The following is a 20,237-nucleotide window of genomic DNA, read 5'->3' on the forward strand; positions in this document are numbered from 1 at the left end:
TGAAAAAATAATGAAATTTCTCCGAAAAGTTGCTGTAATGGCTTTAGTTGCGTTATGTTCAGGCACAACGGTGTCGTGCATTTCTGGTGAAGACATCAAGACCAACGAATATGAGGATTCCATTGTGGAAAACCGTGCGCAAAAGGATTATCTGGTAAAAATCTTCATAGAATATCCGGAAAACGGGCCGAAGCAGCAAGTGCAAGCCATCAGGAAATGGATTGGTTCAATGCTTGATGTGCGTCAAGACTCTGCTTTAATTGATGGTGAGAGTTTTGTAAAGCAATTTATCAAAAATAATAAGTTTGCAGACAATGTGGCTGCTGTTTATCCGCTGGGATACACTTACACCGTGGACTGCCGCAAGACGAGCGAAACCGACAGATATGTAACCTATGTCATTGAAACTACGCAGTTTAAGAGTGGTGTGCGCAAGACAATACAGATTGATGGCAAAACATTCCTGAAACCTGAGGGGAAGCAACTTAATTCGGCAGAAATATTCAATTCACAATATGAAAGGCAGTTGGCAAATGTCATCTGCAAAGGGCTGATAGAAGATTGTCAGGTACCAGATTTTGAAGGATTGATGCAGAAGTTGGGTAGTAGTTGCTTGGAACCAAGTACTCAGACAGTTCTGAATCTTCCCAAGGCTGACCCATGGATAGAGGACGACGTGATTGTCTTCCAATACCAGGAAGGCGAGATAGGCCCCTTTACGGCAGGTACACCAAAGGCACGCATTGATATGGACGATGTGGAGGAATACTTCTCACCATCATTCAAGAAAGCCTGGAAAACCGCAGCGCGCGACTGATTCCTGTTGATATAGGAGTAGGTAAGAAATAACAAAGAAGCAGGATGCCTTAGCGGTTGTCCTGCTTCCTCGTTATGGCGAATTTACATGTCGTTATTCTATCCAACCTTCTGCCTTTAGGACATCTACTGTGGCAAGCAACTCGTCGTACCACTCTTTGCCAAACCGGCGGATAAGCGGGTCTTTGAGGAACTGATAGAGTCGCAGGTTAAGTTCTTTTCCTTTTCGCACAGCAGCATGGCATACGCTCCAACGATGGTAATTGATGCCTGTGAGTCCGTTGGAAAGACGTTTTTCGCGTATAGGGTAGAGATAGCACGAAATGGGTTTTGACCAATGTGTCCTACCCTCTCTGAACGCTTTCTCGGTAGCGCAGAAGCAACAGCCTTCTTTATTGTAGCAAGTGAAGACACAGTCCTTGCCATGAACAATGCTCGTTACCAAGTCGCCTTCGGAGTCGTTGTATGCCACACCTTGACGGTCGATGACGGCTTGTGCAGAAGCAGACAAATCTGTCCATACTTCTTCGAGCACATTCTCCAATTCTCCCACTTCCTCCAACGTGAGCGGAGCACCACTCTCACCTTCCACACAGCATGCCCCACCGCAAGCATCGAGGTCGCAGCAGAAGTATTTTGTCAGTATGTCGGGCGAAAGAATCACATCGCCCACTTGGAGCATAGGAAGCATAGTTGCTGTTTTTACGGGTGTGAATTGCAGGGGGGTAGGGGTGGTTTACCAGTGGATGGGGTTTATACCATTGCGCACAAGGTAGTCGTTGGCTAACGTGAAGTGGTGATTGCCAAAAAATCCACGGTAGGCACTCAAGGGAGAAGGGTGTGCACTCTGTAGCACATAATGCTTATTTCCGTCGATGAATTCGCCCTTTTTTTGTGCATAACTGCCCCATAGGAGGAAAACGAGATGTTCGCGCTCTTCTGCCAATTTCCTAACTACTGCATCAGTGAATGTTTCCCATCCATGTCTTTGGTGTGAACCGGCAAGATGTGCCCGGACCGTCAGTGTGGCATTGAGAAGCAGCACACCCTGTTCTGCCCATCGGCGCAATGAGCCGCTCTTGGGAACGGGTATGCCCAGATCGCTTTCTATCTCCTTGAAGATGTTTTGAAGAGAAGGCGGAAAAGGTACGCCATCTGCCACCGAGAAACACAATCCCTCAGCCTGATCCGGTTCGTGATAAGGGTCCTGACCGAGGATAACCACCTTTGTCTTCTCGAAGGGACAAAGGTCGAAAGCGTTGAATATCAGTCTGCCTGGAGGGTAGCACGTTGTCGTCCTGTATTCGCTGTGAACAAATTGCACAAGTTCGGCAAAATAAGGTTTGCTGAACTCGGTGGCAAGACGTTGCTGCCATGAGGGATGAATCCTGACGTTCATAAAAGCAGGGGTTGTTTATTCTATATATGTATAGCCGTAGAGGCCACTCCTATAGTTAGAGATGAACTCCTTACCTTCCTCGTTGCTGATGCGCCCTTCCTTAACAGCCTTACTTACCCATTTTTCAAGGCGTCGCACGAGTTTCTTCGGGTCGTATTGCACATATTCCAACACATCGGCAACTGTTTCTCCGTCTATGGTTTGGTCGATGCTGTAGCCGTCGCCGTCAACAGTGATGTGTACGGCATTCGTATCGCCGAAGAGGTTGTGCATATTGCCGAGAATTTCCTGATACGCACCAACCAGGAACACTCCGATGTAGTAGTGTTCGCCTTCCTTGATCTCGTGCAGTGGTATGTAGTTTTTCTGTTGGTCGTGGTTTACGTAAGCCGCGATTTTTCCATCGCTGTCGCATGTAATGTCCTGAATGGTCGCGCTCCGTGTGGGTCTCTCGTTAAGGTGTGAGAGTGGCATGATGGGGAATATCTGGTCTATGCCCCAAGCGTCTGGCAACGACTGGAACAAACTGAAGTTGCAGAAGTATTTGTCTGCCATGAGGCTGTCGAGTGTGCGTAGTTCGTCGGGCACGTGCTTTTGGTGGTGTGTCAGTTCGTCTACTTCGCGCGTTACGCTCCAGTAGAGACTTTCTATCAGTGCTCTTGTGCGGAGGTCGATGATGCCATGTCGGAACAGGTCAAGCGCTTCGGCACGAATATCTTCTGCGTCGTGCCAGTCTTCAAGCATAGATCGCGGTGAGAGTTTGTCCCAAATCTCTGTGAGGTCCTTTACCAGTTGATGGTCGTTTTCGTCGGGCTGGAAGTCCTGGTCCATTTCAGCCAACCGCACACTTTCGAGCACATCGAGTACAAGGACGCTGTGGTGTGCAGTGAGCGAACGTCCTCCTTCGGTGATGATGTTAGGGTGGGGGATGTCATTCTTGTTGGCTGCATCCACGAAATTGTAAACACAGTCGTTTACATATTCCTGTATGCTATAATTCACCGAACTTTGACTGTTCGATGAACGTGTGCCATCATAATCCACTCCAAGTCCGCCGCCGCAGTCAACGAATTCGATATCCCATCCCATCTTGTGCAGTTGAACGTAGTACTGTGCTGCTTCGCGCATGGCTGTGTTGATACGTCGAATTTTCGTAATCTGGCTGCCGATGTGGAAGTGTATGAGTTTCAGACAGTCGTGCAGGTCGTGAGCATCGAGCCATTGCAGCGCGTTGAGCAGTTCGCTGCATGAGAGTCCGAATTTCGAAGCATCACCTCCGCTTTCTTCCCATTTGCCGCTACCGCTTGAAGCCAGTTTGATGCGTATGCCGAGGTTGGGCTTGACACCTATTTTTTCTGCTGCGTGCGCTATGATTTGAAGTTCTGGCAATTTTTCAATCACAAGAAAGACGCGCTTGCCCATCTTTTGTGCCAAGAGCGCGAGTTCCACATAGTTCTGGTCCTTATGCCCATTACAGATAATAGGGCTGTCGCTGTCCATGTTTGTGGCAAGTACAGCATGCAGTTCGGGCTTTGTTCCACATTCCAATCCAAGATTATAACGCTTGCCATGACTGATGATTTCTTCTACCACAGGGCGCATTTGGTTTACCTTGATGGGATAGATGATAAAATGGTCGGCTTTGAAGTTGTATTCCTTCGAGGCTTTCTCAAAGCAGGCGGCAGTTTTCTCAATGCGACTGTCCAGTATATCCGGAAAGCGTAGCAGGACTGGTGCACTGATGTCTCGTTCGGACAATTCATCGACCAACTCCTGAAGGTCAATCTGTGTTCCGCCTTTTTGAGGAGTGACGTATGCATGACCCTGATCGTTGATGCCAAAGTAGTTCACACCCCAGCCTTTCACGTTATAGAGTTCTTCGGAGTCTTCTTTGCGCCATTTTCTCATAGTGTGTTGCTGTTTTCGAGTTGTATAATTTGGTTGGAAATGCTTTGTATTTTGTCGAAACTGTCGAGAGGATTGACATCGATGATGTGTTTTGCCTGCTCGTAAAAAGGTTCACGATAAGCCAATTGGCTGATGATGTATGCCTCCAGTTCTTCTCGGCTCTTACCCTCAAGGAGCGGGCGCTTGCCCTTACTTACTTTAAGGTGTTCCAGTATGGTGTTTGGCGAGGCCTTCATAAAAAAAGTCTCGCCCACACTGTTCATGTATGCCATGTTATCGTAAAAGCACGGTGTGCCACCTCCACATGCCAGCACAATGTTTTCAAACTCTGCCACTTCGTGGAGCATACGTTTCTCAAGGTCGCGGAAAAACTCTTCGCCATCCTCTGCAAAGATGGCTGCAACCTTTCTGTGATAACGCTCCTCAATGTACCAATCGAGGTCGTAGAACATGCGTCCGGTGCGTTTGGCTAAATCGCGGCCCACAGTGGTCTTACCCACACACATATAGCCAATCAGGATGGTACTTCTCATAACGTGTACCCCTTTATTTCTTTCTTTTCTTTGCAGCCTTGCTCCCTTCTGCCTTGATGATGTCCATGCATTCAGTCAGTGTCAGTTCGGCTGCTTTATCGTGCTTATTCTTGGGAATTTTGTAGTTATTCCCTTTATAGGCAATGTATGGTCCCCATCTGCCCTTGAGCACTTCGAGTTCGGGCTCTTCCTCGAATTTCTTAATGTGTCGCTCCCGCTCTGCCTGTCTTTTTGCCTCAACCAGTTCGATGGAGCGTTCTAAAGTGATGTTCATGGCATCCTCTCCCTTGGGCACGCTGACATAAAGGTCTCCCATTTTTATGTATGGTCCGAAACGTCCGCTTCCGATGATGACAGTCTCTCCTTCGTAATCGCCTAAATTACGTGGCAGTTTGAACAGTTCGAGTGCCTCTTCGAGGGTGATGTCGTTCATCTTCTGGTCGCGTTTCAGGGGCGAGAACAGCGGTTTCTCTTCGTCGCTGGCTGTACCGATTTGTACGATAGGACCGAATTTTCCGATGCGTACGCTGACAGGACGGCCGGTTTTTGGATCTATGCCGAGGTCGCGTTCGCCAACACGTTTTTCTGAACGCTTGTTTCCCACTTCTTCCACTACAGGGTCAAAATCATTGTAAAAATGCTTTATCATCTTGCCCCAATCCTCCTTACCTTCAGCCACGGCATCAAATTGCTTTTCGATGTCGGCAGTGAAGTTGTAACTCATTATGTGTGGAAAGTTTTCGAGGAGGAAGTCGTTTACTATAGTACCGATGTCGGTGGGAACCAAGCGCCCTTTATTGCCTCCGACTACTTCTTTTTTCTTGCTTTCTTTTATTTTGCCCTGACGCAATGTCAGCATAGTGTATTCGCGCTTGGTGCCTTCGCTTTCTCCCCGAACCACATATTCTCGGTTTTGGATGGTAGTAATTGTAGGTGCATAAGTTGACGGACGCCCTATGCCGAGTTCTTCGAGTTTACGGACAAGAGAGGCTTCGTTGTATCTTGTAGGAGGTTGAGTGAAGCGTTCCACAGCCGTAATTTCCTTTTCTTCAAGGGTTTCACCTTTTGCCATAGCGGGCAGCATGCGTGTCTCACTTTCATTTTCAGAACCCTCATCGCGACTTTCACTATAAACTCTGAGGAAACCATCGAAAGTGATGACTTCGCCTGTAGCCGTAAATTCGCCATCGAACGGAGCATTGCTTTTAGGAAGGATGCTGACAGTGGTGCGTTCCACTTGTGCATCCGCCATCTGACAGGCAAGTGTGCGTTTGCGAATAAGGTCGTAGAGTCGCTTTTCTTGCTGTGTACCTGCTATAGTGTCTTTGTCGATATAAGTGGGTCGGATGGCTTCGTGTGCTTCCTGGGCTCCTTTTGAAGTGGCATGGTATCGACGTGCCTTATGGTATTCTGCGCCCATGCTTTCCTCAATGAGTTTTGCTGTTGTATTAATGCATAGCGAAGACAGATTCATCGAGTCCGTACGCATATATGTGATGTGTCCGGCTTCATAGAGACTCTGTGCCACGCGCATGGTCAGACTTACGGAAAAACCTAATTTTCTAGCAGCCTCCTGTTGCAGAGTGGAAGTAGTGAATGGTGGGGCAGGACTACGTTTCAAAGGCTTCTTCTGTATATCGGTGATAGCGAAGGACGCATCCTTACAGTTTTCCAGAAAATCTTCTACTTCGGCTTTTGTAGAGAATGAGTGACTATATGTTGCTTTCACTTCCTGGCCATCGGGAGTGGTAAAGATAGCCGAAACGCGATAGGACGCTTCGGGTTTGAACGTTTCAATTTCGCGCTCGCGCTCCACGATGATGCGTACAGCCACACTCTGCACACGTCCGGCAGAGAGGTTGGGCTTCACTTTCTTCCAGAGTATGGGTGAGAGTTTGAAACCTACCAATCGGTCGAGCACACGGCGAGCCTGCTGGGCGTCAACCAGGTTGAGGTCGATGTGGCGGGGATGACTGATGGCATGTTCTATGGCTTGTTTCGTAATCTCATGGAATACGATGCGTTTGGCTGTCTGCGGATCTAATTTCAAAACTTCCGCCAGATGCCAAGAAATGGCCTCTCCCTCACGGTCTTCATCGGAAGCCAGCCAAACACAATCGGCTTTCTTTGCTTCACTCTGAAGTTCGCGGACAGTAGTTTTTTTCTCTTCTGGAATCTCATATTGAGGTTGGAACGTCTTGAGGTCCACACCGAAATTCTTCTTCTTCAGATCCCTGATGTGTCCTTTTGAGGAAAGCACCTTATAGTCCTTGCCCAGAAATTTTTCTATCGTTTTCGCTTTTGCCGGCGACTCTACGATGACCAGATTTTTTGGCATATTCTTTTAAAATAGGAGTATTTTCGAGGTGCAAAGATAGTGCAAGCAAAGAAAATTGCAAAACCAAAAATTTTTTTATTGTTTCTAAGTCTATAAATCTGGCGACAAAAAATCGATGCAAAACAAAGACTCCATCGGATGAGTACCGATGGAATCTTAAATATTGACTTAGTGGGAAGGTTTCTTTGTGTCAGTTTATTCGCTGAGGAGTTTCTTCACGGTGTCGGCTATTGCTTTGCCGTCTGCCTTTCCTGCCAGTTGTTTTGATGCAACACCCATCACCTTTCCCATGTCGCGTGGCGATGTTGCGCCCACTTGTGCTATGATTTCCTTCAGCGTGGTTTCGAGTTCTTCCTGCGAGAGTTGCTTCGGGAGGTATTCCTTGATGCAGTCCACCTGTGCCTGCTCCTCTTCTGCCAGGTCGGGGCGTCCCTGACTGGCGTAGAGGGCAGCCGTGTCTTCGCCCTGCTTTACGAGTTTGGCTATGATTTTCAGGGCTGCGTCATCGGGTAATTCGTCGTTGGCACCGGGTGCAGTCTTTGCCTCGATGAAGAGTTTCTTTACGTTGCGCAATGCCATGAGACGAACCTTGTCTTTCGCCTTCATAGCGGAAATAATGTCTTTGCTTACTTGTTCGAATAGCATATTATCCTAATGTTTATGATTATTATTCATCCAGTTCTACAGTACCTTCGCTGAGTGCTTTGCTCGTCGCCATGATTTTGTTGTACTGCTGAACTGTTCTCTTGTGCGTAGAAGTGTTGTCAACCAGTCCGTTGAGTTCTTCGTCGTCCAGTTCGTTCAGGTTATAGATGAACGTCTGATAGTGCGGTCGCTTGTTTTCGCCTATGTTGCCATAGTATTTTCCTATAGCATCGATGTTGACGGGTTTGTAGGCGCTTCTGGGCTCCATAGGTTCTTCATCCATAAATCCGCTGGCGAGTATGGTAACTTTCACTTTATCGTGGAGGCTCTTGTCGGTGGCGATGCCGTATTTTGTCTCGATGTGAGTATCGAAATTCTTCATGAATTCGTCAATCTCCTTCATTTCCGACATTTGGAGCGTGTATTCCTCTTCATCGCTGAAAGTAACGCTCATGAGCAGTCGCGATGAGCGGTAGTAGTTGTTGTTGTTCAGTAGCGGGGAATGTATGGCTTCGTGTATGGCATGTGTCAGACGTCGCTCGCCTGAGCCGTAGCCTGTTGTCATAACCGAGATGCCGCCATTGCGCAGCACGAAGTCCACATCCCGGAAGTCGAGTAAGATTTTGCCGCGCATATTGATGATATCCATAATGCTGCGCACTGCTGTAGTCAGAACATCGTCGCTTCGCTTGAAGGCATCCATCAGCGACATGTTGTTGTAGATTTCAAACAGTCGCTCGTTGACGATGACTATCAGCGAATCAACGTATTTCCTCATTTCTTCGAGACCCGTTATGGCCTTCTCTATTTTCTTTTGCCGTTCGAAGATGAAAGGAAGTGTTACGACACCCACTGTGAGCAATCCCATGTTGTGCGCCTCTCGGGCAATCACAGGAGCTGCACCGGTGCCAGTACCACCGCCCATTCCAGCGGTGATGAACACCATCTTTGTGCCGTCGTTCATGCAGTCTCTTATCTTCTCTACATCCGCTTCAGCCAGTTTTCTTCCGCGTTCGGGCACACCTCCCGCACCAAGTCCTTCACCCAACTGCAGTTTTTCCGGTATGGGTGAGTCCTCCAATGCCTTCCGGTCGGTGTTGCAAACCAGATAGCGGACTCCTTCTATTTGTCCCTCGCGGAACATGTGTCCCACGGCATTATTACCACCGCCGCCAACGCCGATGACCTTTATGATGCTCTCTGTCTGTGCATTCGCTAAGTTGATGACCAGATCGTCTTCTTCCATATCCTTTATTTTTAGAAGGTGATTACTGAAGGCGTTTCTGAAGCAGATACCGCCTCTTCTGTGGCAACGCGTTCTGCCTCACGAGATTTTTGCTTGATATCGCTCAATTGTTCCTTTGTGCGCTTGTAGGTGGGTGTTAGTTCCACGAGGCTGATAATTTCTTCGTTGTTGAGATCGTTGAGCCCGAAGAGGAAAGTACGCGCCCTATTGCGTTGTTTGCGTGCATCGGTAGGTTTGTAGTACTTCTCGCGGCGCTCGAGGTATTCTTCCAAACGCTCCTGACGACGGCGCTCGTCATCCTCTTCCTCCAGTTCTTTCTTTAATTGCATGCCTTCCACTGCATTGATGCCGAAGCCTGTGGCAAGAATAGTAATTTTAATCTTCTTCTCCAAAGTGGGATCTGTGGCAAGTCCCCATTTTGTTTCAACATCGTCATGGAATTTCGACATGAATTCGTGGATTTCGTTCATTTCTTCCATCATCAGTGTGTCTTTGTCGCTTTCTGCTGCAAAAGAAATGAAAATCAGCACTTTCTTTGAATTGAAAATGTCGTTATTGTTGAGCAGAGGAGAGTGAAGAGCATCCTCTATGGCATGTGTTACGCGGCCTTCGCCTTCGCCGTAACCTGTTGACATGATGGCTACACCGCCATCGCGTAATACGGTGCAAACATCTTGAAAATCAAGGTTGATGATGCCGTGCATCGTGATGATTTCGGCGATACTTCTGGCAGCGATGCTCAGCGTGTTGTCCGCCTTCTCGAATGCACTCAGCACATTCAAGTCGGGATAGATTTCGCGGAGACGTTCGTTGTTGATGACTAAAAGAGCGTCAACGTATTTGGCTATTTCTTCCACACCGTCGAGTGCTTGGTCTATCTTTTTAAAGCCTTCGAAAAGGAAGGGGATGGTTACGATGCCCACTGTCAAGATGCCTTTTTCCTTAGCACGTTGAGCAATGACAGGAGCAGCACCTGTTCCCGTTCCTCCACCCATGCCTGCAGTGATGAAAGCCATCTTGGTGCCATCGCTGAGCATATTGTCTATCTCGTTGATGCTTTCTTCGGCTGCTTGACGTGCACGTGCAGGACGATTTCCTGCACCCAGACCTTCTTTGCCCAACTGCAGTGTGTTGGGAACGGGCGAGTCGGCAAGCGCTTTGCTATCGGTGTTGCACAATACGAAGTTCACATCGTGAATGCCTTCGCGGTACATGTGGTTTACGGCATTTCCTCCACCTCCGCCAACACCGATAACCTTGATGATGCTGGGCGAAGAACTCAGCCCCTTAACGTCAATTAAGCCATCGGAAGGCATTTTATTTTTCTTTTCTTTATCTTGCATTGTTGTATTCGTTTTGTTGTGGTGAATGATGATATCCCCATAGAGGTATTATATTTCTTCGTCTTCCGAAGTGACTTTATTTATCGTGTCTTTGATCCTTTGCCAGAATGAGGGTTTCTCCTCTTTCCTTTCTTCTTCTTCTTTAGAATTAGAAGTATTTTCAGTCTCTCTGGTGGGATCCACTATCACAACCTTAGGTTTATCTTCTTGTTCTTTAGTTTCATCACTTGAAGTAGAAGGTCCTATAGTGGTGTTTTCACCTGTCGGAGTTGCTTGTTCTTTAGTAATTCCTTGAGCGACTAATCCTTTTTCGGCCCTTTCTCTCATGAATTTTTCAAATTCTTCATCGGTCATAGTTTCTTTACCAGACGAAGTAGAACTTTCTTCTGTAGGTTGAGTATTGGGTTTTGCTGGTTCAACAGGTGTTGTTGACTCTTGAATAGGCTCCTTTACTGTGAAAAGTTCCGTTTCTTTACCAATTTCGCCACCATCGCAGTTCTCTGTACCCTTGTCGAGCATAGCTATGACAGAATTGTAACTGAAGTCGGTGTTGAAGTCTGTAATCGACTTGTTCACGCGATATTGCAGTGTCATCTTCTGCTCTACGCGTACTTTGTCGAACTTGGGCATAACAATTTTGAAAGCCTCGGTAATGGCAGATGTGTTAGACACACCACCGCATACCACTATGCCTGCTACCAATTCGCCCGGACGGAGTTTTGAAATCTCCACTTGGTGGTTCACGTTGGCAATAATCTCTTCCAAACGCGCACTGACGATATTCTTCAACTCATTGATAGGGAAACTGCGTCCGTCCTCCAGAACGATAATCTCCGAAGAGTTCTCATCAATCTCTTCTATGGCGAAATCGTGTTTAAGTTTCAGGTTTTCTGCTTCTTCGAGGCTGATTTGAAGAGTCTGTGCGATATCGTTTGTGATATTCCATCCGCCTATGGGCAGTATGGCTGCATGGCGAAGGATGTTGCCTTTGAATACTGCAACACTCGTGGTCTGTGCACCCATATCGACGAATACACAACCGCTCTGGCGCTCGTTGTCTTTCAGTGTGGCATTAGCAAGCGCCAGGAATGAAACGGGTATTTCTATCACGTTAATGCCTATGTTATAGAACACATCCTCAATCTGCTTACGCACAGAGGCACGCGTAACTACGTTCAGAAATTGCCCTTTCAGATTGGAGGTCAGCGTACCCACAGGCTCTGTGCTTGACATGGTGCCCAACTGGTACTCTTGTTCGATGACATCAATGATTTCGTAACCCGCAGGCGCAGTTTGGATATTCTCGTCACGAAGTTCATCAATCATATCCTCTGTAACCTTCGTGGTCTCGGGAAAGGTTCGGTTTATGCAGTTGAGAAGGGTGTGCATACCCATACCGCCAATGCCCACGTAGGCCTTTGAGATTTGCCTGTTCAGTCGTTTCTCAAGTTTGTCTTTAATCGACTTGATGCATTGCGTCATCTTGTCGATGTTGAGAATTCTACCTTTGCGGATGAAACTTCCGCTCTCCTCTTGTGCAATGGCTAAAATCTGGATGGCGCCATCGGGCTGCTTTGTTCCTGCAACAGCCGTAATCTTCGATGAACCTATTTCCAGTGCCACTGTGAATTTTTCGTTTGCCATAGTTTTCCTTTTTTAGTTTTATTTTTTTCTAATTATTCCAGTCTTTTTCAGTTTCCAAACAAGGAGGATGCTGTCGGTCTGTACAGAAAGCAATTTTATGCCTTTTTGGGTTCCTTCTTGGCTGCGTTACCCTTTGCTTCAGGCTTTGTGGCAGGTGTGTTCTGCTCGGGTTGTTCGGTCTTTTTCTCCTCTTGTGCTTTTGCTTTCTCAGACTCGGTGTCCTTGAGGTTATCCTGCTTCACACCTCTTACTTGCGAGGGGTATTCTATGTTGATTATCTTATATTTGTTCCAACCCACTGTGGGAAGAATCTTTTTGTAGAACGACTTGAGATTTCTGAATTTTACCTCCAAATCATTGACAGAGCCGAGTTGAATGATATGATTTCCAACGCGTGGCACCAAGGATATGTCGCCCAGTGAGTCCACGTTGGCTTGAACAATCTGATCATTCCAGAAACCATCGTCGCGCAGGAAAATACCTAATTTCACGAGCGATTTCTTTGCAAAGTCGCGACTGACGTTGCCTGTTGCCGTAATAAGGTCGGCAGTGTATCCCATCGACTGCATAGCCCTCCCTTTGTCATCGATGTAGTAGTCGTCGCCATTGTCTGCCATAATGCGCATGATGGGTAGTCGCTGCGAAACGAAGATGTGGAACACACCATCGGGTGTCTTGTAGCAGGTAACGTCTTTAACGAAGGGATTTTTCTTCAGAAGCGTAGCGACTGGTTCGTTGCTGATGCTTTCAAGCGATTTGCCCTCCAATGTCATGTTTCCCTCTTGCATCAGTCGGCGAACCTCTTTTTTATCGATGAAACCAATATGTGCGCTGTCAACTATCTGTATATCCACGCTTTTGCAGATTTCGCCAGATTTCTGTCGTGCCACATTGATGAAAATATAAGCCAGATAGCCCACAATGACCAAACCGATGAAAATCTTCATCACCAGCCACCATTTGTCGAATCTCGAATTAGTACTACTTCCCGACATCTTCTTTCTCTTTTAGAATGTCAGTAAATTCAGCCATATAGTTGTCCACATCACCTGCTCCAAGAACAACGAGCACATCGAAGTCGCGCGAGCGCAAAATTTCGGGCAGTTGCTCCTTGTGCACGAGTTCTTTTTTCATATCCGGTCGCAACTCGTTGTAGATTATCTCGCTCGTGATACCTGGAATGGGCTCTTCTCGGGCAGGATAGATGTCGCATAGCAACACTTCGTCCACCAGCGACAGACTTTCTGCAAATTCCTTGTAGAAATCGCGTGTGCGGGTGAAGAGGTGAGGCTGGAAAATTGCCGTAATCTTCCTGTCGTTGAACACTTCTTTAATAGAGAGGATGCTCTGTCGTATCTCTTCCGGATGGTGCGCATAGTCCGACAGCAGAACGTGGCGGGAGTTCTTTATCTTGAAGTCGAACCTGCGGTCAACTCCTCCAAAAGTCGCCATGGCACTGCGAATTTCGTCGGCACTGCAGCCTGCAATCTGTGCCAAAGCCATGGAGGCTATCCCGTTGTCGATGTTGATACTGACAGGAACGCCCAATTCTACATTGCGTATATTTTCAATGGGTGATATAAGGTCGAACACGATGCGTCCATTGCCGATGCGTATGTTTTCGGCGTGGAAATCGCCTTCAGTGCGGCTATAATCGTATCGGCGGACTCCCTCTTGCAGGCGCTCCTCCATTTCAAGTCCGCGATGTACAATCAACGCACCACCAGGTTGGATGAGGCTACTGTAATGAGAAAAACTTTCAAGGTAAGCCTCCTTTGTGCCGTAGATGTCGAGGTGGTCGGCATCTGTGGCTGTGATGATGGAGGCGTAGGGGTGCAGATGGTGGAACGAGCGGTCGAATTCGTCGGCTTCTATCACTACGTAGGGTGATGTGGCAGATAACAGGTAGTTTGTGCCGTAGTTCTTCGTGATGCCACCGAGGAAAGCATTGCAGCCCACTTGGCTTTCGTGCAGCAGATGTGCTGTCATGGCAGACGTGGTAGTCTTTCCGTGGGTGCCGGCGCAGCAGAGACCACGCATCTGACGTGTCAGCGTGCCGAGCACTTGTGCGCGTTTCTGGATGTCGAAGTTGTTGGAGCGGAAGTATGTCAGTTCGGTATGGTCGCTTGGAATGGCAGGCGTGTAAACCACGAGCGTGTGCTCCTTGTCGCGGCAGGCTGCAGGTATTTGGTTTACGTCGTCCTCATAGTGAATCAAGGCGCCTTCCTTGCAGAGTTCTTCGGTCAGAGGGGACGGTGTGCGGTCATAGCCACCCACAGTGATGCCTTTTGAGAGGAAATATCGCACAAGGGCACTCATTCCGATGCCGCCTGCGCCAATGAAATATGTCGATTTGATATCCACGGTGTTTCTTTTGATGTTAGGATGTGATAGAATGGTGATTGGTACCAATACCCTTTATTAGTCCTGTGTCGCTTTGCGTGACAGGGCGAGTTCGATGGCGATGTCAGCGATGTCGGACGCTGCATTGGGTTTGGCGAGTTGAAGGATGTTCTTACCCAAAGTGGAGAGTCTCTCTGTGTCCTCCACTGTGTTGATGGCATTGGCTATCAACTTGCGTCGGGCGTCGGCATCCTTCACGTAGATGGCTGCATCTTGCTCCACCAAGGCGAGCGCGTTTTTCGTCTGATGGTCTTCTGCTACATTGGGAGAAGGCACCAGAATGCATGGCTTACCCAGCATACAGAGTTCGCTGATGCTGCTTGCTCCTGCTCGCGAAATGACGAGGTCGGCGGCAGCGTATGCCATGCGCATGTCGGAAATGAATGCGTTGGCATACAGATTGTCAGGTTGCTTCATTTCTGAGAGTTGCTTCTCTATTTTTTCGCTGTAGTACTTACCTGTCTGCCAGATAATCTGAACATTTTTCTGTTGACGGATGAGCGAAATGCTGCCCAATACGCTGTCGTTCAGTGTTTTAGCGCCCAGTGAACCTCCCACGATGAGAATGGTCCGCTTCGTGGGATCTAACCCAAAAGATTTTACCGCTTCTTCGCGCGACACACTTTGGTCGAGCAAGTTCTGTCGGACAGGATTGCCCGTGAAAACGATGCTCTCTGCCGGGAAGAAACGCTCCATGCCGCTATATGCCACGCAGATACGGTCTGCCTTCTTGGCAAGCAACTTATTTGTTACGCCTGCGTAGGAATTTTGCTCCTGAATGAGCGTGGGAATTCCCAATTTTGTGGCTTGGTCGAGGGTGGGGCCACTCGCATAGCCACCCACGCCGATAGCGATGTCGGGTGCAAACTTGCGGAGGATTTTCCGTGCCTGACGACGGCTACGCATCAGGTTCCAGATCACCTTGATGTTCTTCAGCATGTTCTTGCGGTCGAAACCTTGCACGGGAAGCCCCTTAATTTCGTAACCTGCGTCTGGAACGCGTTGCATTTCCATTCTGCCGAGAGCACCGACAAAAAGAATTTCTGTGTCGGGGCGTTTCTCACGAATGGCATTAGCGATGGATATTGCAGGGAAGATATGACCTCCCGTGCCACCCCCACTGATGATGACTTTCAAATTTTTACTCATATTTTCCTTTTTCCTTTTTTCCTTTTTTTGCTATCTCGACAGATAGCGTACAAAATTAGCACTTTTTTGCTAACAATCAGCACAATAAATGCAAAAAATTTTTGATATTTTTTTAACAGAGCACTAAATGAAAGATAAGCACCTTGTGAAATTTTTGGAAAAAAGTAGGAAACTTTGTCGAAAAATACAAAAAATCCCCATTTCATCGGGATTTTTCTGTAAAAGCAAATTTTTACCCCATCATGTCGGAAAGGAAAAGCACCACAAGATAGCGTGCCATCTTTCCCGCCGCAAATGCCGCTATGCAGCGCCATAGGTTTACGCGCATCAGCCCGAGCGAGACTGTTATCACGCTGCCCAAAAGTGGAATCCAGGCCAACAAACCGCTCCAGGCACCGTGTTTCTGTACGATTTCTATGCCATGCTCCATCTTTTCGGGTTTTATGTGGAGCAAGCGCCCAATCCATTTCGGATTGCCAAGAGTGCCTACCCAATAGTTGAACACAGCCCCAAGCGTATTGCCCAGACTACCCCAGATGAACAGTTCTGTGGCACTCACGCCGCATTGGTGCAAACCCACCATGACCACTTCGGAAGCAAATGGCGCCACAGAGCCTGCAAGTAGGGCAGCCACGAACATGCCTGGTCCGCCTATGCTGATTAAGAATTGTATGAATGCTTCCACTGTGGTGTTTTTATACCCTGGTGTAGATGGTGAGAATGACTGCGATGGCGAGTGTGCAGATGAAATACCAATTAACCAGCGTGCCGCGCGAGAGAGTAAGGTGATGCCCTATGATGGGTGCACTCGCTGCAATGAAGAGCCGCATAAAGCCATCGAAATGATGTGGCAAGAAGATTATCATCAGCAATAGTGCCACATTCTGTATGAAAATAGTGTAGATAAACATGCGTGTCTGCAGTTTGTCCTGATAGTATGTGCGGATATAGTCGAGCATCGATATAGAGGTATAGATAGCAGTGAAAATCAGCACGATGACCTCTTTGCGGGTGAGACCTGCATAACTGATGCCTCGCGGTGCCATCGCTGCAAGGAAGAAATCGAAGGCGCCTTCTGTCGTGCTCATGCAGAAATGCCATACAAAACAGAGCCAATAGGGTGTGAGCACACCGAGCAATGTAGCCACGAACGAACGCCATGTGAGCGAACGCAGTTGTATGCCCATCGAAAATATCATGAAAGGAATAATATAGAGCAGGGGCGGAAAGAACAGACTGCCGATACCCAGCACCACAAAAGCATGATACGCCAAGCCCTGACTCTTGCGACTTTGGAAAGTATAGCAAAGGATGATGTTGGCTATGACGAAGCAAAGTGTCGCTAACATGGCAGGCGACCAGTCCTGCAGGAAGGCGGCAATGGTCATCAAGACGATGAACGTGGTGCTCGCCATTCTGTTGCGCTGCCTGATGAGTGTGGCGCGATGGTTCCATTCCATAACAGCCACAGTGGTCACCATCGTTACCACCCAGCCCGTCCAGCGCGACCAGTGCGTGATGTCGCCGAAGAGCCAGAACATAGAGCCGATGACGCAGGCAACGGGCAAGGTTATCTGCGAATTGACTACGGCGTAGCGGATGCTGTATCTCATATAGAAGGGTGGTAGAATTTTGCGATAAAATGGACTATTTTGTTACATCCTTGCCTATGTCTCGGCGGTAGTATTTACCTTCGAATGAAATCTGAGCGGCACCTTTCAGCGACTTTTCAAGTGCTTCGTCAAGAGTGTTGCCATAACTGCTTACGGCAATCACGCGTCCGCCTGCCGTGACGAGGTGCCCGTCTTTCAGTGCTGTACCTGCGTGGAACACCACACTGCCTTCCACTTCTGCATTTTCGATGGAATACCCCTTGTTGTAGTTGCCAGGGTATCCACCACTGACAAGCATGACACATGCCACACTGCGGGGGTCGAAAGCAATGGCCTTCGTGTCGAGATTGCCGGCTGCAACACCTTCGAAGAGTTCCACAATGTCGCTCTCCAGGCGCAGCATCACGCTCTCCGTCTCAGGGTCGCCCATGCGGCAGTTGTATTCTATCACCTTCGGCTGCCCGTCGCAGTTGATGAGTCCGAAGAAGATAAAACCTTTATAGCCGATGCCTTCGCACTTCAATCCCTCTACTGTGGGGCGTATGATTTGGTCCTCCACCTTCTGCATCCATGTCTTGTCGGCAAAAGGCACAGGCGAAACAGAACCCATACCACCGGTGTTCAGTCCGGTATCGCCCTCACCGATGCGCTTGTAGTCCTTTGCTTCCGGAAGAATCTTATAGTGAGTGCCATCAGTCAGCGCAAACACACTGCACTCTATGCCGCTGAGAAACTCCTCTATCACTACGCGCGCTGACGCTTCGCCAAACATGCCGCCAAGCATCTCCTTGAGTTCTGTCTTGGCAGTGTCGTGGTCGGGCAGGATGAGTACCCCCTTGCCTGCACAAAGTCCATCGGCTTTCAGCACGATGGGTGGTGTGAGGGTGTTGATATAGTCGCACGCAACGGCATATTCCGTGCCGTCGAAAGTGCGGTAGGCGGCAGTAGGTATGCCGTGGCGCTGCATGAAGCCCTTAGCAAAGTCTTTTGAGCCCTCAAGTTGGGCGCCAGCCTTGCTTGGGCCGATGAATGCCACATCGCGAAGCAGGTCGTGGTGGCTGAAATAGTCTCCCAGACCATCCACAAGAGGCACTTCCGGTCCCACTACCACCATATCAATTTCCTGGTCGATGACAAACTGTGCTATGCCGTCGAAATCGCTGACGGAGAGGTTCACGTTGGTGCCTGTGGCAGACGTGCCGGCATTTCCAGGTGCGATGAACAGTTGTTCCGTTTTCTTGCTCTGTGCAATTTTCCAAGCCAGGGCATGTTCGCGTCCCCCGCTACCTAATAATAGTATTTTCATTCGTTTCCTTTTTTATAAACAACCGATATCGGTTATTTATTGGTGTAAATTCATTAATTTCAGGGCTTTGTTCTCGGCAGTCTCCATTATTTCCCGCTCTCCTGGTCCTTTGTCGTTGAGACCGCAGAGGTGGAGGATGCCGTGGATGATGACGCGGTGCAACTCTTCTTCGTAGGCTGTGCCCTGCTGCTCGCTGTTGCTGCGCACAGTGTCGAGACTGATGAAGAGGTCGCCACTGATGACGTCGCCCTCGCTGTCGTCGAAAGTGATGATGTCTGTGTAATAGTCGTGCTGAAGATATTGTCGGTTCACCTCGAGTATCTTGTCGTCACTGACGAAGATATATGCCACATCGCCCACCTTTTTGCCGTAAGTAGCAGCCACGCTGCGTATCCACCTCGTTGTGTCGCGGCGCTTTAATTTGGGAATGGCAATGTCTATGCTTTGATAACTGATCATGGTTTTGCAGAGGGTGGTGGGTTGTCCTAAAAGAGACTGCCTTGTATTGGTTCGCCGTTGAACCTGTTGCGGTGCAGGTGTTCGTATGCCAGGTCGGTAACTTCCCTGCCTCGCGGTGTGCGACGGATAAAGCCTTCCTTGATGAGGAATGGTTCATACACTTCCTCCAGCGTGCCGGGGTCTTCACCGATGGCAGTGGCGATGGTACCCAAGCCCACGGGCCCGCCTTTGAATTTATCGATGATGGTTGTGAGAATCTTGTTGTCGATTTCATCGAGACCATATTTGTCGATATTGAGTGCCTCCAAGGCATATTGTGCAATGTCTGTCTCGATGTTGCCCGTTCCCTTCACCTGTGCAAAGTCGCGCACACGGCGCAGCAGGGCATTGGCTATACGCGGTGTTCCGCGGCTTCGCCCGGCTATCTCTGCCGCTGCTTCGTCGGTGATAGGTACACCGAGGATGTGTGCCGACCGGGTCACGATGTGGCAGAGCGTGTCGGCATCGTAGTATTCCAGGTGCATGTTGATGCCGAAACGCGCGCGCAGTGGTGCTGTAAGCAGTCCGCTGCGTGTGGTGGCGCCTATCAGTGTAAACGGATTTAGGTCTATCTGTATGGAGCGTGCTGCCGGACCGCGGTCTATCATGATATCGATACGGTAATCCTCCATGGCAGAATAGAGGTATTCCTCCACCACGGGCTGCAACCGGTGAATTTCGTCGATGAAGAGCACGTCGTTGGGCTCCAGGGAGGTGAGAAGACCTGCCAAATCGCCGGGCTTATCGAGCACCGGTCCACTGGTGAGTTTGAAACCTACGCCGAGTTCGTTGGCTATAATGTTAGATAGTGTAGTCTTTCCCAGTCCCGGCGGACCATGTAGCAGTGTGTGGTCGAGCGGCTCGCGTCGCATCTTTGCGGCTTCCACAAAAACGCTCAGGTTACTCACCACGCTCTTCTGACCTGAAAAGTCGCTGAAGGACAAAGGGCGCAAGGCGTTCTCGAACTCCCTGTCGGTTGAGGGGGGTGAACCCTGCTGGCTGTGTATGTCGAAGGTGTCGTTTTGCATTGAACCGCAAAACTACAAAAAAATAGTGGTTTATATAGGCATTTTGAAGAAGAATTCACCACATTGTATATAGAAACAGTATATACTATAGATGCTATAATTATTATAGAAAAATACTAACATGTTTATTGCTTAAAAGTGTAAAAATGTTTGCACAATTTTACGAAATTTGTGTAATTTCAGTGTTTTTTATTTAAAAAATTGATAAAAAGTTAACTTTTGTTTGCACTTTTATAATTTTTTAGATATATTTGCAATTCATTCCACCCGTTTAACAACTTTTAAGGAGCGGTTATCTTTGGGAATCAGAGGAAAGAATTACAAAAATAAAACGTTTGACATACACAGCAAGTGCGCGTGGATTTGAT

18 protein-coding genes are annotated in these 20,237 nt (G+C 48.3%); 1 reads left to right on the forward strand and 17 read right to left on the reverse strand.

The features are described from left to right. Window positions 1-10 precede the first annotated feature (10 nt). Window positions 11-817 (forward strand): DUF3298 domain-containing protein, encoded by an 807-nt coding sequence (locus tag C7Y71_RS07485; protein ID WP_111897951.1) that lies wholly within the window; start codon window positions 11-13, stop codon window positions 815-817. A 93-nt stretch (window positions 818-910) separates the two neighbouring features. On the opposite strand, the gene C7Y71_RS07490 is transcribed toward C7Y71_RS07485, so the two are convergent. The 17 genes from C7Y71_RS07490 to ruvB all read right to left on the reverse strand — a co-directional run bounded on the left by C7Y71_RS07490 (window position 911) and on the right by ruvB (window position 19,869). Beyond that, entirely contained in the window at window positions 911-1,507 is a 597-nt protein-coding gene (locus C7Y71_RS07490) for a DUF3109 family protein (RefSeq protein ID WP_111897952.1), read from the reverse strand. Between the two features lie 45 nt (window positions 1,508-1,552). Beyond that, window positions 1,553-2,215 carry a uracil-DNA glycosylase gene (gene ung / locus C7Y71_RS07495; RefSeq protein WP_111897953.1) on the reverse strand — a complete coding sequence of 221 codons (663 nt, stop codon included), beginning with the start codon at window positions 2,213-2,215 and terminating at the stop codon, window positions 1,553-1,555. A 15-nt stretch (window positions 2,216-2,230) separates the two neighbouring features. Next, window positions 2,231-4,123 carry a biosynthetic arginine decarboxylase gene (gene speA, locus C7Y71_RS07500; protein WP_111897954.1) on the reverse strand — a complete coding sequence of 631 codons (1,893 nt, stop codon included), beginning with the start codon at window positions 4,121-4,123 and terminating at the stop codon, window positions 2,231-2,233. Beyond that, a complete protein-coding gene (locus tag C7Y71_RS07505) occupies window positions 4,120-4,656 on the reverse strand; it encodes a shikimate kinase (RefSeq protein WP_111897955.1) in 537 nt (178 codons plus the stop codon). The genes speA and C7Y71_RS07505 overlap by 4 nt, the downstream gene beginning before the upstream one ends. A 13-nt stretch (window positions 4,657-4,669) precedes the next feature. Continuing rightward, window positions 4,670-6,994, reverse strand: a complete 2,325-nt coding sequence (gene topA / locus C7Y71_RS07510) for a type I DNA topoisomerase (protein WP_111897956.1) — start codon at window positions 6,992-6,994, stop codon at window positions 4,670-4,672. A 195-nt stretch (window positions 6,995-7,189) separates the two neighbouring features. Next, entirely contained in the window at window positions 7,190-7,639 is a 450-nt protein-coding gene (locus C7Y71_RS07515) for a GatB/YqeY domain-containing protein (RefSeq protein WP_111897957.1), read from the reverse strand. Window positions 7,640-7,661: 22 nt separating this feature from the next. Continuing rightward, entirely contained in the window at window positions 7,662-8,885 is a 1,224-nt protein-coding gene (ftsZ, locus tag C7Y71_RS07520; protein WP_111897958.1) for a cell division protein FtsZ, read from the reverse strand. 11 nt (window positions 8,886-8,896) lie between these two features. Next, window positions 8,897-10,201: a cell division protein FtsZ gene (gene ftsZ / locus C7Y71_RS07525; RefSeq protein ID WP_226943599.1), complete on the reverse strand. Its 1,305-nt coding sequence runs from the start codon at window positions 10,199-10,201 to the stop codon at window positions 8,897-8,899. Between the two features lie 75 nt (window positions 10,202-10,276). Next, window positions 10,277-11,872, reverse strand: coding sequence for a cell division protein FtsA (gene ftsA, locus C7Y71_RS07530; protein ID WP_111897960.1), 1,596 nt, complete (start codon window positions 11,870-11,872; stop codon window positions 10,277-10,279). A gap of 95 nt (window positions 11,873-11,967) precedes the next feature. Next, window positions 11,968-12,867: a cell division protein FtsQ/DivIB gene (locus tag C7Y71_RS07535; RefSeq protein ID WP_111897961.1), complete on the reverse strand. Its 900-nt coding sequence runs from the start codon at window positions 12,865-12,867 to the stop codon at window positions 11,968-11,970. Continuing rightward, window positions 12,854-14,236, reverse strand: coding sequence for a UDP-N-acetylmuramate--L-alanine ligase (murC, locus tag C7Y71_RS07540; RefSeq protein WP_111897962.1), 1,383 nt, complete (start codon window positions 14,234-14,236; stop codon window positions 12,854-12,856). Before murC ends, C7Y71_RS07535 begins: the two co-directional genes overlap by 14 nt. A gap of 57 nt (window positions 14,237-14,293) precedes the next feature. Beyond that, window positions 14,294-15,424, reverse strand: a complete 1,131-nt coding sequence (gene murG / locus C7Y71_RS07545) for an undecaprenyldiphospho-muramoylpentapeptide beta-N-acetylglucosaminyltransferase (protein WP_111897963.1) — start codon at window positions 15,422-15,424, stop codon at window positions 14,294-14,296. Window positions 15,425-15,656: 232 nt separating this feature from the next. Further along, window positions 15,657-16,109 carry a YqaA family protein gene (locus C7Y71_RS07550; protein ID WP_226943415.1) on the reverse strand — a complete coding sequence of 151 codons (453 nt, stop codon included), beginning with the start codon at window positions 16,107-16,109 and terminating at the stop codon, window positions 15,657-15,659. A 10-nt stretch (window positions 16,110-16,119) separates the two neighbouring features. Continuing rightward, window positions 16,120-17,037, reverse strand: coding sequence for a hypothetical protein (locus C7Y71_RS07555; RefSeq protein WP_111897965.1), 918 nt, complete (start codon window positions 17,035-17,037; stop codon window positions 16,120-16,122). 34 nt (window positions 17,038-17,071) lie between these two features. Next, entirely contained in the window at window positions 17,072-18,343 is a 1,272-nt protein-coding gene (purD, locus tag C7Y71_RS07560; protein ID WP_111897966.1) for a phosphoribosylamine--glycine ligase, read from the reverse strand. Between the two features lie 36 nt (window positions 18,344-18,379). Next, entirely contained in the window at window positions 18,380-18,802 is a 423-nt protein-coding gene (ybeY, locus tag C7Y71_RS07565) for an rRNA maturation RNase YbeY (RefSeq protein WP_111897967.1), read from the reverse strand. A gap of 26 nt (window positions 18,803-18,828) precedes the next feature. Beyond that, window positions 18,829-19,869, reverse strand: a complete 1,041-nt coding sequence (gene ruvB / locus C7Y71_RS07570) for a Holliday junction branch migration DNA helicase RuvB (protein WP_111897968.1) — start codon at window positions 19,867-19,869, stop codon at window positions 18,829-18,831. Window positions 19,870-20,237: the final 368 nt, after the last annotated feature.

This window comes from Pseudoprevotella muciniphila (genome assembly GCF_003265305.2).
In the GTDB taxonomy this organism is placed as follows: Bacteria; Bacteroidota; Bacteroidia; order Bacteroidales; family Bacteroidaceae; genus Alloprevotella; species Alloprevotella muciniphila.